Raw genomic sequence first — 14,120 nt, 5'->3', positions numbered from 1 at the left:
ACTATTTTTTTGCATTTTTAGTAAAGTGTAATGGTAAAATGAAAAGAAAAAGGGTAGTGATGATGTGGAACAAAAACAAATGTTACAGCTCATTGCAAAAGATGTAGCGGTCAAACCAGGGCAAGTAGATGCTGTTATAAAATTATTAGAAGAGGGAAACACGGTACCATTTATTGCGCGTTATCGTAAAGAAGTAACAGGATCTCTCGATGAAGTGCAGATTAAAGCTGTAGAGGATCGTTATCACTACATACAGCAACTTGAACAACGGAAAGAGGAGGTTATCCGTTTAATTCAGGAACAGGATAAACTTACGCCCGAATTAGAAAAGGCGATTCTTTCAGCAACAGTCTTACAGCGCGTGGAGGATTTATACAGACCGTATAAGCAAAAACGACGTACAAAGGCAACTGTTGCGAAAGAAAAAGGCTTAGAACCACTGGCAGACCTTCTATTAGCATTTAGTAATGATACATTAGAGCAATTAGCTGTTGATTTTGTAGATAATGAACAAGTTGCCAATACAGAGGAAGCTCTAATGGGAGCTCGAGATATTTTAGCAGAACGTTTTGCTGATGATGCTGCAATTCGTGAGAAAATCCGTGCGTACTCATGGAAAGATGGAGTCCTTGTAACAACTGTGAAAAATGCTGAAATCGATGAAAAAAATGTTTTTGAAATGTATTACGAGTACGAAGAGCCTGTTAGTCGTATCGTTCCACACCGTATTTTAGCCATCAACAGAGGAGAGAAAGAAGAAGTTTTAAAGGTTTCAATCCATGTACCAGTGGATCGAGTATTAATGATTATGTGGAAGGAATGGATACCTGCCACTGGTTCATCTCCTGCTATTGCAGAAGTTAAACTAGCTATAGAAGATTCATACAAGCGTTTAATTCAGCCTTCTATTGAAAGAGAATTACGAAATGAGCTTACAGAAAAAGCGGAGGCTCAAGCTATTCACATCTTCTCTGAAAACTTAAGAAATTTATTACTGCAACCACCAATGAAAGGGAAATATGTATTGGGAGTTGACCCGGCTTACCGCACAGGCTGTAAGCTAGCGGTTGTAGATGAAACTGGGAAAATGCTAGAGGTAACAGCTATTTATCCACATCCCCCTAAGCCCGATGTGGCAAAATCTAAAGCTACGGTGAAAGGTATTTTAGCTAAGTATCCAATAAGTATAATTGCAATCGGTAACGGAACAGCATCCAGAGAAACGGAACAATTTATTGCGGACGTATTAAGTGAAATTACGACCGATGTGGCTTATGTTATTGTCAATGAAGCGGGAGCGTCTGTCTACTCGGCGTCTGATATTGCACGTGCAGAATTTCCTGATTTGCAGGTTGAGCAACGCAGTGCTGTTTCCATTGCACGCCGTTTGCAGGATCCTTTATCAGAGTTGGTGAAAATTGAACCAAAAGCAGTAGGGGTAGGTCAATATCAACACGATGTTTCTCAAAAAAAATTAAATGAATCGCTAACATTTATAGTAGAAACAGCTGTTAACCAAGTGGGGGTTGATGTTAACACAGCTTCCTCATCACTCTTACAATATGTTTCTGGTTTATCGAAAACAGTTGCTGAGAATATCGTTAAGATGCGAGAGGAAAATGGTCAATTTACTACACGAGCACAATTAAAGAAGATTCCAAGGCTTGGTGCTAAAACTTATGAACAAGCTATTGGATTCTTGCGTGTTCCTGAAGCAAAAAATCCATTTGATGCGACGGGAATTCACCCTGAGAGCTACAAACTTGCTGAGCAAATTTTAGCTGAGGCACAAATAGATAAAAAAGAGCTCGGAACATCCAAGGCAGAAGCAGCAATTGCAGCTTTAGATATTGACAAGTTAAGTGAAGTTCTTGGCATAGGCGTTGTGACCATTCAAGATATCGTGGATACTTTAATGAAACCAAGCCGAGACCCACGTGATGCCTTCCCGCAACCATTGCTGAAAACCGATGTGTTGAAAATGGAAGATTTAAAAATAGGGATGGAGCTCCAGGGGACAGTTCGAAATGTAGTAGATTTCGGTGCATTTGTTGATATTGGAGTGAAACAAGACGGACTTGTGCATATTTCTAAACTACAAACTAAGCGCATTAAACATCCATTAGAAGTTGTAGCTTTAGGTGATATTGTCACTGTTTGGGTTGAACAAATAGACGTAAATAAAGGGCGTATTTCTTTAACAATGCTTCCGCCTAAAAATCAAACATTAGAATAAGTAATAAATTTTTACCACACTGTCTATACTACGCAGTGTGGTATTCTTGTTGTTAGAGGTGATCATTATGAACAATGAGGAATTACAACAGCTTGTTCGTCGCTTATCCTTGGAAAGTTTTCAAAAGCCATTTCAACATCAAGCCTACTTTAACGCTAGATTACGTTCAACAGGAGGGCGGTATCTTTTACAATCCCATAATATAGAAATTAATCCTAAAGCCTTTGAGCTATATGGCGTTAAGGAAATTGAAGGTATAGTCCTGCATGAACTATGTCATTATCATTTACATATAGAAGGTAAAGGGTATCAACATCGAGATCAAGACTTTCGGGCATTATTAAAAAAAGTAAATGCACCTCGATTTTGCTCAGTTTTACAACCTCCTAAAGCATCAACTACCAAATATAGTCGTCGTTATACTTATACTTGTGTCAATTGCCAACAATTATATGTTCGAAAAATAAAAATGAATGTTGAAAAGTATTGTTGTAGCAAGTGTTTGGGGAGATTAAAACTATTAGAGTAAAAAAATAAAAAAACAGTTGACGTTTTATTAAGTTGTCCCTATAATAGTAAAAGTCGACAAGATAACGACGACAACATTACATGATTATTCCGAAGTAGCTCAGTTGGTAGTAGCACCTGACTGTTAATCAGGTTGTCGCAGGTTCGAGTCCTGCCTTCGGAGCCATGGCCCCTTGGTCAAGTGGTTAAGACACCGCCCTTTCACGGCGGTAACACGGGTTCGAATCCCGTAGGGGTCATTTTCTTTATATTTTAAATTACAATAATTTGGTCCCGTGGTGTAGCGGTTAACATGCCTGCCTGTCACGCAGGAGATCGCCGGTTCGATCCCGGTCGGGACCGCCACTTATTGGGGTATAGCCAAGCGGTAAGGCAACGGATTTTGATTCCGTCATGCCTAGGTTCGAATCCTAGTACCCCAGCCATTCATTTCTTAATTTGAGCCATTAGCTCAGTTGGTAGAGCATCTGACTTTTAATCAGAGGGTCGAAGGTTCGAGTCCTTCATGGCTCATCTTATTTTAAGAAAAAAGGTTGACTTTTTTGGTTATCGTAGTATAATGAGAAAGTTACTAATCGAATGCGGTCGTGGCGGAACGGCAGACGCGCTAGGTTGAGGGCCTAGTGGGGGCAACCCCGTGGAGGTTCAAGTCCTCTCGGCCGCACCAAGTCATTTAATTTTATATGCGCCCGTAGCTCAATTGGATAGAGCGTCTGACTACGGATCAGAAGGTTGTGGGTTCGACTCCTGCCGGGCGCGCCAATTTTAAACAATAAATACGCGGGTGTAGTTTAATGGTAAAACCTCAGCCTTCCAAGCTGATGTCGTGAGTTCGATTCTCATCACCCGCTCCAAAAAAAGTGTTGACAACCAAATGGTTGTGTGATAACATAAAGAAGTTGTCTGAAAGACGACGTTATGAACCTTGAAAACTGAACAAGCAAAACGTAATCAATAAAGTTTTAAGTAACTAGTTTCGGCTAGTGAACAAAACAAAATTTTGGACATCAAAATTGATGCCAGCAAAACAATTTGAGCTAATCAAATTTCTTTTATGGAGAGTTTGATCCTGGCTCAGGACGAACGCTGGCGGCGTGCCTAATACATGCAAGTCGAGCGAACAGAGAAGGAGCTTGCTCCTTTGACGTTAGCGGCGGACGGGTGAGTAACACGTGGGCAACCTACCTTATAGTTTGGGATAACTCCGGGAAACCGGGGCTAATACCGAATAATCTGTTCCACCTCATGGTGGAACACTGAAAGACGGTTTCGGCTGTCGCTATAAGATGGGCCCGCGGCGCATTAGCTAGTTGGTGAGGTAACGGCTCACCAAGGCGACGATGCGTAGCCGACCTGAGAGGGTGATCGGCCACACTGGGACTGAGACACGGCCCAGACTCCTACGGGAGGCAGCAGTAGGGAATCTTCCACAATGGGCGAAAGCCTGATGGAGCAACGCCGCGTGAGTGAAGAAGGTTTTCGGATCGTAAAACTCTGTTGTAAGGGAAGAACAAGTACAGTAGTAACTGGCTGTACCTTGACGGTACCTTATTAGAAAGCCACGGCTAACTACGTGCCAGCAGCCGCGGTAATACGTAGGTGGCAAGCGTTGTCCGGAATTATTGGGCGTAAAGCGCGCGCAGGCGGTCCTTTAAGTCTGATGTGAAAGCCCACGGCTCAACCGTGGAGGGTCATTGGAAACTGGGGGACTTGAGTGCAGAAGAGGAAAGTGGAATTCCAAGTGTAGCGGTGAAATGCGTAGAGATTTGGAGGAACACCAGTGGCGAAGGCGACTTTCTGGTCTGTAACTGACGCTGAGGCGCGAAAGCGTGGGGAGCAAACAGGATTAGATACCCTGGTAGTCCACGCCGTAAACGATGAGTGCTAAGTGTTAGGGGGTTTCCGCCCCTTAGTGCTGCAGCTAACGCATTAAGCACTCCGCCTGGGGAGTACGGTCGCAAGACTGAAACTCAAAGGAATTGACGGGGGCCCGCACAAGCGGTGGAGCATGTGGTTTAATTCGAAGCAACGCGAAGAACCTTACCAGGTCTTGACATCCCGTTGACCACTGTAGAGATATAGTTTCCCCTTCGGGGGCAACGGTGACAGGTGGTGCATGGTTGTCGTCAGCTCGTGTCGTGAGATGTTGGGTTAAGTCCCGCAACGAGCGCAACCCTTGATCTTAGTTGCCATCATTTAGTTGGGCACTCTAAGGTGACTGCCGGTGACAAACCGGAGGAAGGTGGGGATGACGTCAAATCATCATGCCCCTTATGACCTGGGCTACACACGTGCTACAATGGACGATACAAACGGTTGCCAACTCGCGAGAGGGAGCTAATCCGATAAAGTCGTTCTCAGTTCGGATTGTAGGCTGCAACTCGCCTACATGAAGCCGGAATCGCTAGTAATCGCGGATCAGCATGCCGCGGTGAATACGTTCCCGGGCCTTGTACACACCGCCCGTCACACCACGAGAGTTTGTAACACCCGAAGTCGGTGAGGTAACCTTTTGGAGCCAGCCGCCGAAGGTGGGATAGATGATTGGGGTGAAGTCGTAACAAGGTAGCCGTATCGGAAGGTGCGGCTGGATCACCTCCTTTCTAAGGATTATTTCGGAATACAAACCTAGGGTTTGTAAGATTACGTTTTGCGTTCAGTTTTGAAGGTTCATTCTTCCGAATGAAATACTTCAAAACTTGTTCTTTGAAAACTGGATAAAACGACATTGAAATTGTAACAAACACATTTATTTTTTAAGTTTTTTATAGGCTTAATAACATTAGTAAGGTTTCAAGACACAAGCAGTTCTAGGAAGCAATCGAGTGAATGAAGGAGCGTACTTCAGTACGTGACTGATTGAACGAGTGAAGCTGACAACGAAATGCGATGTGTATTGAAAGCTGTAGGTTAAGTTATTAAGGGCGCACGGCGAATGCCTTGGCACTAGGAGCCGAAGAAGGACGGCACTAACACCGATATGCTTCGGGGAGCTGTAAGTGAGCTTTGATCCGGAGATTTCCGAATGGGGGAACCCACTACGTTTAATCGCGTAGTATCTTGACGTGAATACATAGCGTCTTGAAGGCAGACCCAGGGAACTGAAACATCTAAGTACCTGGAGGAAGAGAAAGAAAAATCGATTCCCTGAGTAGCGGCGAGCGAAACGGGAAGAGCCCAAACCAAGAGGCTTGCCTCTTGGGGTTGTAGGACACTCTATACGGAGTTACAAAAGAGCGAGTTAGATGAAGCGACTTGGAAAGGTCCGCCAGAGCAGGTAAAAGCCCTGTAGTCGAAAGTTCGTTCTCTCCTGAGTGGATCCTGAGTACGGCGGAACACGTGAAATTCCGTCGGAATCCGGGAGGACCATCTCCCAAGGCTAAATACTACCTAGTGACCGATAGTGAACCAGTACCGTGAGGGAAAGGTGAAAAGCACCCCGGGAGGGGAGTGAAAGAGATCCTGAAACCGTGTGCCTACAAGTAGTTAGAGCCCGTTAATGGGTGATAGCGTGCCTTTTGTAGAATGAACCGGCGAGTTACGATTACGTGCAAGGTTAAGCTTTAGAAGGCGGAGCCGCAGCGAAAGCGAGTCTGAATAGGGCGAAATAGTACGTGGTCGTAGACCCGAAACCAGGTGATCTACCCATGTCCAGGGTGAAGGTAAGGTAACACTTACTGGAGGCCCGAACCCACGCACGTTGAAAAGTGCGGGGATGAGGTGTGGGTAGCGGAGAAATTCCAATCGAACTTGGAGATAGCTGGTTCTCTCCGAAATAGCTTTAGGGCTAGCCTCGTGATGAGAATACTGGAGGTAGAGCACTGTTTGGACTAGGGGGCCATCCCGGTTTACCGAATTCAGACAAACTCCGAATGCCAGATATTTATACACGGGAGTCAGACTGCGAGTGATAAGATCCGTAGTCAAAAGGGAAACAGCCCAGACCACCAGCTAAGGTCCCAAAGTAATCGTTAAGTGGAAAAGGATGTGGCGTTGCACAGACAACCAGGATGTTGGCTTAGAAGCAGCCATCATTTAAAGAGTGCGTAATAGCTCACTGGTCGAGTGACGCTGCGCCGAAAATGTATCGGGGCTAAACGATTCACCGAAGCTGTGGATTGACATCTACGATGTCAGTGGTAGGAGAGCGTTCTAAGTGCGTTGAAGTCAGACCGGAAGGACTGGTGGAGCGCTTAGAAGTGAGAATGCCGGTATGAGTAGCGAAAGACGGGTGAGAATCCCGTCCACCGTATGACTAAGGTTTCCTGAGGAAGGCTCGTCCGCTCAGGGTTAGTCGGGACCTAAGCCGAGGCCGACAGGCGTAGGCGATGGACAACAGGTTGATATTCCTGTACCACCTCCTCACCGTTTGAGAAATGGGGGGACGCAGTAGGATAGGGTAAGCGCGCTGTTGGTTATGCGCGTCCAAGCAGTAAGGCGTGTGTGTAGGCAAATCCGCACACTGTAACGTTGAGCTGTGATGGCGAGTCCGTATGGACGAAGTTCCTGATTTCACACTGCCAAGAAAAGCCTCTATCGAGGTGAGAGGTGCCCGTACCGCAAACCGACACAGGTAGTCGAGGAGAGAATCCTAAGGTGTGCGAGAGAACTCTCGTTAAGGAACTCGGCAAAATGACCCCGTAACTTCGGGAGAAGGGGTGCTCTTGAGCGTGCAAGCGCATGAGAGCCGCAGTGAATAGGCCCAGGCGACTGTTTAGCAAAAACACAGGTCTCTGCAAAACCGTAAGGTGACGTATAGGGGCTGACGCCTGCCCGGTGCTGGAAGGTTAAGAGGAGTGGTTAGCGCAAGCGAAGCTGCGAATTGAAGCCCCAGTAAACGGCGGCCGTAACTATAACGGTCCTAAGGTAGCGAAATTCCTTGTCGGGTAAGTTCCGACCCGCACGAAAGGCGTAACGATCTGGGCACTGTCTCAACGAGAGACTCGGTGAAATTATAGTACCTGTGAAGATGCAGGTTACCCGCGACAGGACGGAAAGACCCCGTGGAGCTTTACTGTAGCCTGATATTGAATTTTGGTACAACTTGTACAGGATAGGTAGGAGCCAGAGATCTCGGAGCGCCAGCTTCGAAGGAGGCGTCGGTGGGATACTACCCTGGTTGTATTGAAATTCTAACCCATGCCCCTTAGCGGGGCAGGAGACAGTGTCAGGCGGACAGTTTGACTGGGGCGGTCGCCTCCTAAAAGGTAACGGAGGCGCCCAAAGGTTCCCTCAGAATGGTTGGAAATCATTCGTAGAGTGTAAAGGCACAAGGGAGCTTGACTGCGAGACCTACAAGTCGAGCAGGGTCGAAAGACGGGCTTAGTGATCCGGTGGTTCCGCATGGAAGGGCCATCGCTCAACGGATAAAAGCTACCCCGGGGATAACAGGCTTATCTCCCCCAAGAGTCCACATCGACGGGGAGGTTTGGCACCTCGATGTCGGCTCATCGCATCCTGGGGCTGTAGTCGGTCCCAAGGGTTGGGCTGTTCGCCCATTAAAGCGGTACGCGAGCTGGGTTCAGAACGTCGTGAGACAGTTCGGTCCCTATCCGTCGTGGGCGTAGGAAATTTGAGAGGAGCTGTCCTTAGTACGAGAGGACCGGGATGGACACACCGCTGGTGTACCAGTTGTCTTGCCAAAGGCATCGCTGGGTAGCTATGTGTGGACGGGATAAGTGCTGAAAGCATCTAAGCATGAAGCCCCCCTCAAGATGAGATTTCCCATTACGCAAGTAAGTAAGATCCCTCAAAGACGATGAGGTAGATAGGTTCGAGGTGGAAGTGTGGTGACACATGGAGCTGACGAATACTAATCGATCGAGGACTTAACCAAATTGTTTGAAGCATTCAATGCACCGTTTATCCAGTTTTGAAAGAACAATACTTTCAACAATAAAAATGAGAGCTTCAAGACACAAGTAGAACAAGGAAGCAACCGAGTGATTGAGGGAGCGTACTAATGTACGTGACTGATTGAGCGAGAGCAGCTGACGGAGTAATACGCCGTGTATTGAAGGTCGAACATAGTCTAGTGATGATGGCAAAGAGGTCACACCCGTTCCCATACCGAACACGGAAGTTAAGCTCTTTAGCGCCGATGGTAGTTGGGGGCTTCCCCCTGTGAGAGTAGGACGTCGCTAGGCAAGAAAGCAGTCAGCTGTGAGCTGGCTGCTTTTTTATTTAAAAAATTAAAGAATAATTACATTTGTAATTATTCTTTGATGTTATTGTTTATTTATAAAATAATGAGTTCCTTTGGAGAGTGGGTAAGTACTTCCACACTGTCTTTCTTAATGATAACGTCATCCTCGATACGTACGCCGCCTATATTGGGTATATAAATACCTGGTTCAACTGTTAATACCATATTCTCTTCTAGAATATCTTCACAGACCGTAGTCATAAATATATTTTCATGGATATCTAATCCTATACCATGTCCTGCACCATGTCCATAATTATGTCCATAACCTTTTGCTGTAATATAGTCACGAGTATAGCTATCTGCCTCTCGTCCTGTAATACCTGCTCTCATTTTGGAAAGGGCATGTTGGAGAGAGTCATAAACGATTTGGTATACTTCCTTTAAGTGGTCTGATGGCTCCCCAATTGCAATCGTTCTAGTCATATCCGAACGATAGCCTTGAAAATAAGCGCCAAAATCCATTATCAGCATATCACCTTGCTCAACTACTTTAGAGGACGCTACACCATGCGGTAATGCTGAACGATAACCTGAAGCGATAATCATGTCAAAGGCTGCCCCAGTGGCACCATTTTTTCGCATATGAGATTCTAATGCATGGGCAATATCAAGTTCAGAAATGCCTGGTTCAATGATAGTTAAAATATATTTAAATGCCTCATCCGAAATCCATGCTGCTTTTTTTATTATTTCAATTTCTTCGGGTGTTTTAATCTTTCGTAAATCTTCTACAATAGTAGACAATGGCTTCAATGTGGCTGTCAATTTATTATTCATTAATTGATAACTATGATATGTAACATGATGTTGCTCAAAACCTGCTGTTTTAATTGAATCCTGTTCAAAAATTTCCTGAATGGTTTCATATAAACGGTTGCGATCAATTTCTAGAACCTCAAAAGCTTTACATTGATCCTTTGCCTGTTGTGTATAGCGGAAGTCTACTAATAAGAGAGCGCGAGTGTTTGTTACGATAACTGTTCCTGCACTGCCTGTAAACCCTGTTAAATAACGGCGATTCTGAGCGTTTGTAATAATAATTGCGTCCATATCTTGTCCTTGTAAAGATTGTCGTAATTCGTTTAATTTTGACATATAATTTTCCCCCTTTACGTTAACTATACTGCAAATTTTGCATCATGTTTAGAGTCTACAAAAAATAGATACGTAGATAATTTTTGAATAAAAAATATGAAAATATTTGTTGCATATCTAATTTTTTTATGATATATTTATAAATGTCTTAAAGAGGTCCCGTGGTGTAGCGGTTAACATGCCTGCCTGTCACGCAGGAGATCGCCGGTTCGATCCCGGTCGGGACCGCCATTTATAATTAAATATATAGCCCTTATGATTGTTAAAGTCATAAGGGCTTTATTGTGTTCAATCGGATATTCATTCAGTTATACACCTCCAAAGTGGACTTTTTCAAATATGCTGGAAGCGTCAATGTTAAACTTCATGAGGACCTAGTTCATAGCGTATCAACATTGGGGCTTAAAGCTTTATAGTCGGCGAAGGACTCATGACGAACCTACCGTTATTTTATAAAAAATAACATCTAACGTCCTAAATAGCTCATCAAATTCTCTTAGAAAGATGTCTAATCGCTGTAAAAGCTTTTTATAAGTGTAATAAATAAAACTTATTGCATATATTTAATATTATCTAAAGATAGTAAAAATTACCGATAAATGATGGCGTTTCTATAAGGTAAAATTAGATATGTTTCTAAAATAAAAATTAGGGGTAAACATTAGAAGTAATCGGATTGGCTACGGAGGTGTTAATATGAGCAAAGACTATTCTTTTAAACGTCTTTATTTACCTTTGCTTATTGGTTCCATGATATTGATGGTAGGCTGTGGAGATCCTATTATAGAGATAGAAGAATCAAATGCGTATCACTGGCAAAAAAATATGAATGAAGCAGAATTTGAGAAATTAAAAAATGATATGTCATATATTGAAGTAGTAGAAACAGTAGGCGGCGCAGGTAAAAAGATCAAAAATAATGAATATCGGTGGAATGATGAAATCCTGATGACACAGGCTTATTTATTGAAATTTAAGAATGATAAACTAATTGATAAAGAGATTATTGCTGTTAAAGGCCATTCCAATAGATAGATAGTTGACACGTCTTCACAATAGAAGGCGTGTTTTTTTTATTCAATGGTTACCCTTCTTACAAGCACAATATCAAAGCCAAGACACATTGCTTCTTTAGTTAGAACCATTTCAGCAAGATATAATTCATATTGGATGCTTTGAACATTTCCGCTAGTTTAGGTAAACTAGAGGTAATGTAGTGATGAGAGGAAAAAGAGTATGTATGAAATAATCATGAATTCAGTTGATGATACAGAACGCTTTGCCGTGAAGCTAGCAAATTTACTAGAAGCGCAAGACACCATAACATTAGAGGGGGATCTAGGCGCTGGTAAGACAACATTTACAAAAGCTTTAGCGAAGGGACTTGGAGTCAAAAGAACAGTCAACAGCCCAACTTTTACGATTGTTAAGCAGTATGAGGGAAGGTTACCCTTTAATCATTTAGATGTCTATCGGTTAGCAGAAAGTGATGAGGATCTTGGTTGGGATGAATTGTTTTATGGAGATGCGGTATCAGTGATCGAATGGGCACATTTAATTGAACAAGATTTGCCACAGGATCGCTTGGCGATAGAGATTTACCGAATCGGAGAAAATGAACGACGCTTTGTGTTATTACCTCGTGGGGAACGCTATGAGGCACTATGTGAGGAGCTAATGAAATGATTTGGTTAGGAATAGAAACAGCGAATACACCGCTTTCTGTTGCAGTTGTGAAGGATGGCAAAGTGGTGGCCGAAATGATACAAAATATAAAATTAACCCATTCAGCAGGTGCGATGCCAGCTATTGAGGAGATACTAGCTCGAGTAGGTATTAAACCAAACGAATTGGATGCAATTGCCGTATCTGAAGGGCCAGGTTCTTATACAGGTGTCCGTATAGGAGTGACGCTAGCCAAAACCCTTGCATGGACATTGCAGAAGCCTTTAGTGGGGATATCTAGTTTAAAGGCATTAGCTGCAAATGCCGCCTTATATAATGGGTTGGTTTGCCCAATTTTTGACGCAAGAAGAGGCAATGTCTATACGGCCGTTTATCAAGGCCAAGCATTAGAGGCTATTGTCGAGGATTATCATACACATATCACTGATTTATTAGAGCGTTTGAAGGCATTAGAGGCACCTATTTTGTTTGTGGGAACAGATGTAGATATTTTTTGGGACAATATTGTAGAAGTTCTTGGTGATACAGCAGTACGTGCACCATTTAGTCTTGACTTGCCACGAGCGGCGGAAGTAATTCGTGTTGCGACTAAAATGGAACTTCCAAGTGTTGAAGCTACCCATCACTTTGTCCCACAATATAAACGTATTGCGGAAGCAGAGGCAAATTGGCTGAAAGAACAGAAGGAGAAGGAACATGAGTAGTACTGTAACTTATCGTAAAATGGTCTCTGATGATGTACCTGCAGTCTATGAAATTGAAGTGGCTTCTTTTCCTGTGCCATGGACACTAGATTCATTTTACTATGAGGTACATGAAAATCAGTATGCACACTATGTATTAGCCATCGATGCAGATGACACTATTATTGGTTTTTGTGGCATGTGGATGGTTATAGATGCAGCCCAAATTACAAATGTAGCTGTTATAGAAGCAGCACGTGGCCGAGGGATAGGCGAGGGGCTAATGCGTGAGGCGATGCAAATAGCTCGTTTACACGGAATGGAAGTTATGACTTTAGAGGTACGTGTGACAAATAGCATTGCGCAAAACCTTTATCGCAAGCTACAGTTCCAAGATGGTGGCATACGTAAAGGCTATTATACTGATAACGGGGAGGATGCCCTTGTCATGTGGGTGAATTTATAATGAAAAATGGATTGATATTAGCAATAGAATCGAGCTGTGATGAAACAGCAGCAGCAATCATTCGAAATGGACATGAAATCGTATCGAATGTGGTTGCTTCTCAAATAGAAAGTCATAAGCGATTTGGTGGCGTTGTACCTGAAATTGCCTCACGTCATCATGTCGAACAAATTACAATGGTGATAGAAGAGGCATTAGCACAAGCTAAGTTAAAGCCAGAAGATTTAGATGCGGTTGCTGTTACAGAGGGTCCTGGTCTAGTAGGGGCCTTGTTGATTGGCATTAATGCGGCTAAGGCTTTTGCTTTTGCAAACAACTTGCCGATTGTTGGTGTACATCATATTGCGGGTCATATTTATGCAAATGCACTCGTTCAGCCAATGGAATTTCCCTTATTAGCACTTGTCGTATCAGGTGGTCATACAGAGCTTGTCTATATGAAGGAACATGGTTCTTTCGAGGTCATTGGTGAAACGCGAGATGATGCAGCTGGAGAAGCCTATGATAAAGTGGCACGTGTATTAAATTTACCTTACCCAGGTGGCCCACGTATTGATCAGCTTGCTCATGAGGGCGAAGAGGCTGTTCCATTTCCAAGGGTATGGCTAGAAGAGGATTCTTACGATTTTAGTTTTAGTGGCTTAAAATCAGCCGTCATTAATTATAAACATAATATGGATCAAAGAGGTGAAGACATTTCACCCGCAGCTGTTGCAAAAGGCTTCCAGGAAAGTGTTGTAGAAGTATTAACTGCTAAAACGTTGCGAGCTGCTCGACAATATCGAGTGAAACAGGTCATTGCAGCAGGCGGTGTAGCCGCGAATAAAGGCTTGCGTGCTTCATTAGAGGCTGTATTTTCAAAGGAAGGTATTCCGTTTTTTGTACCACCACTTAAATTGTGTACGGATAATGCGGCGATGATTGGTGCTGCAGCTATGCCAATGTTGGAAGCGGGCGTTAGAGGAAATTTAACGATGAATGGACGTCCAGGAATGGAATTAAAATCCTGGGTGTAGAGATGAAAGAGGTATCTATTTTTTAGATATCTCTTTTTGATTGTCGAAAATATGTAGATAATATAAGAATGATGCTAAGAGAATAGGTACTATTTAAGTTTAATTGACAAATTTTTCAGAAAATTATCCACAGGTAAAGTACTGAACTAAATAGCGAACACGCGTACTTATGCACAAAATGTTGATAACTTGTGCATAACTT

8 protein-coding genes, 9 tRNA genes and 3 rRNA genes are annotated in these 14,120 nt (G+C 43.4%); 19 read left to right on the top strand and 1 reads right to left on the bottom strand.

What is annotated here, in order from left to right:
- Positions 1–64 precede the first annotated feature (64 nt).
- From OU989_RS20000 to rrf, 13 genes are all read left to right on the top strand, one after another.
- Positions 65–2,236 (top strand): Tex family protein, encoded by a 2,172-nt coding sequence (locus OU989_RS20000; RefSeq protein ID WP_274794675.1) that lies wholly within the window; start codon positions 65–67, stop codon positions 2,234–2,236.
- 67 nt (positions 2,237–2,303) lie between these two features.
- A complete protein-coding gene (locus OU989_RS19995; RefSeq protein WP_274794674.1) occupies positions 2,304–2,765 on the top strand; it encodes a SprT family protein in 462 nt (153 codons plus the stop codon).
- 88 nt (positions 2,766–2,853) lie between these two features.
- Positions 2,854–2,930 (top strand) — tRNA-Asn (locus tag OU989_RS19990).
- 1 nt (position 2,931) lies between these two features.
- Positions 2,932–3,003 (top strand) — tRNA-Glu (locus OU989_RS19985).
- Between the two features lie 30 nt (positions 3,004–3,033).
- Positions 3,034–3,109: transfer RNA gene (locus tag OU989_RS19980), tRNA-Asp, on the top strand.
- Between the two features lie 5 nt (positions 3,110–3,114).
- Positions 3,115–3,189: transfer RNA gene (locus OU989_RS19975), tRNA-Gln, on the top strand.
- A 15-nt stretch (positions 3,190–3,204) separates the two neighbouring features.
- A tRNA-Lys gene (locus OU989_RS19970) sits at positions 3,205–3,277 on the top strand.
- A 68-nt stretch (positions 3,278–3,345) separates the two neighbouring features.
- Positions 3,346–3,431 (top strand) — tRNA-Leu (locus OU989_RS19965).
- 18 nt (positions 3,432–3,449) lie between these two features.
- Positions 3,450–3,526: transfer RNA gene (locus tag OU989_RS19960), tRNA-Arg, on the top strand.
- An 18-nt stretch (positions 3,527–3,544) separates the two neighbouring features.
- A tRNA-Gly gene (locus tag OU989_RS19955) sits at positions 3,545–3,618 on the top strand.
- Between the two features lie 197 nt (positions 3,619–3,815).
- Positions 3,816–5,367 (top strand): 16S ribosomal RNA (locus OU989_RS19950).
- A 305-nt stretch (positions 5,368–5,672) separates the two neighbouring features.
- Positions 5,673–8,600: ribosomal RNA gene (locus OU989_RS19945) — 23S ribosomal RNA — on the top strand.
- Positions 8,601–8,794: 194 nt separating this feature from the next.
- A 5S ribosomal RNA gene (rrf, locus tag OU989_RS19940) occupies positions 8,795–8,910 on the top strand.
- Together the 16S, 23S and 5S rRNA genes with 8 tRNA genes alongside form the textbook arrangement of a ribosomal RNA operon.
- A gap of 92 nt (positions 8,911–9,002) precedes the next feature.
- Here the strand turns inward: rrf and OU989_RS19935 are convergent.
- Entirely contained in the window at positions 9,003–10,067 is a 1,065-nt protein-coding gene (locus OU989_RS19935; RefSeq protein ID WP_274794673.1) for a M24 family metallopeptidase, read from the bottom strand.
- A gap of 155 nt (positions 10,068–10,222) precedes the next feature.
- On the opposite strand from OU989_RS19935, the gene OU989_RS19930 reads away from it, so the two are divergent.
- The 6 genes from OU989_RS19930 (at position 10,223) to tsaD (ending at position 13,918) form a co-directional block, all read left to right on the top strand.
- Positions 10,223–10,298, top strand: a tRNA-Asp gene (locus OU989_RS19930).
- Positions 10,299–10,763: 465 nt separating this feature from the next.
- Complete coding sequence (locus OU989_RS19925) at positions 10,764–11,102, top strand: hypothetical protein (protein ID WP_274794672.1); 339 nt, start codon at positions 10,764–10,766, stop codon at positions 11,100–11,102.
- Between the two features lie 201 nt (positions 11,103–11,303).
- On the top strand, positions 11,304–11,753 hold the full coding sequence (tsaE, locus tag OU989_RS19920; RefSeq protein ID WP_274794671.1) for a tRNA (adenosine(37)-N6)-threonylcarbamoyltransferase complex ATPase subunit type 1 TsaE: 450 nt from the start codon (positions 11,304–11,306) through the stop codon (positions 11,751–11,753).
- Positions 11,750–12,457 (top strand): tRNA (adenosine(37)-N6)-threonylcarbamoyltransferase complex dimerization subunit type 1 TsaB, encoded by a 708-nt coding sequence (gene tsaB, locus OU989_RS19915; protein ID WP_274794670.1) that lies wholly within the window; start codon positions 11,750–11,752, stop codon positions 12,455–12,457. The genes tsaE and tsaB overlap by 4 nt, the downstream gene beginning before the upstream one ends.
- The gene (gene rimI, locus OU989_RS19910; protein ID WP_274794669.1) at positions 12,450–12,902 is read left to right on the top strand and encodes a ribosomal protein S18-alanine N-acetyltransferase; all 453 of its coding nucleotides are present in this window, start codon (positions 12,450–12,452) and stop codon (positions 12,900–12,902) included. The genes tsaB and rimI overlap by 8 nt, the downstream gene beginning before the upstream one ends.
- A complete protein-coding gene (gene tsaD, locus OU989_RS19905; protein ID WP_274794668.1) occupies positions 12,902–13,918 on the top strand; it encodes a tRNA (adenosine(37)-N6)-threonylcarbamoyltransferase complex transferase subunit TsaD in 1,017 nt (338 codons plus the stop codon). Before rimI ends, tsaD begins: the two co-directional genes overlap by 1 nt.
- Positions 13,919–14,120: the final 202 nt, after the last annotated feature.

Source organism: Lysinibacillus irui (assembly GCF_028877475.1).
GTDB classification, from domain to species: Bacteria; Bacillota; Bacilli; order Bacillales_A; family Planococcaceae; genus Lysinibacillus; species Lysinibacillus irui.
This window is presented reverse-complemented; position numbering and strand designations above follow the sequence as displayed.

Bases quoted from the DNA above. Each gene is read 5' to 3' on its own strand.
- OU989_RS19995 (WP_274794674.1), top strand. From the start codon at position 2,304: ATGAACAATGAGGAATTACAACAGCTTGTTCGTCGCTTATCCTTGGAA.
- OU989_RS19935 (WP_274794673.1), bottom strand. From the start codon at position 10,067: ATGTCAAAATTAAACGAATTACGACAATCTTTACAAGGACAAGATATG.
- OU989_RS19925 (WP_274794672.1), top strand. From the start codon at position 10,764: ATGAGCAAAGACTATTCTTTTAAACGTCTTTATTTACCTTTGCTTATT.
- tsaE (WP_274794671.1), top strand. From the start codon at position 11,304: ATGTATGAAATAATCATGAATTCAGTTGATGATACAGAACGCTTTGCC.
- tsaB (WP_274794670.1), top strand. From the start codon at position 11,750: ATGATTTGGTTAGGAATAGAAACAGCGAATACACCGCTTTCTGTTGCA.
- rimI (WP_274794669.1), top strand. From the start codon at position 12,450: ATGAGTAGTACTGTAACTTATCGTAAAATGGTCTCTGATGATGTACCT.
- tsaD (WP_274794668.1), top strand. From the start codon at position 12,902: ATGAAAAATGGATTGATATTAGCAATAGAATCGAGCTGTGATGAAACA.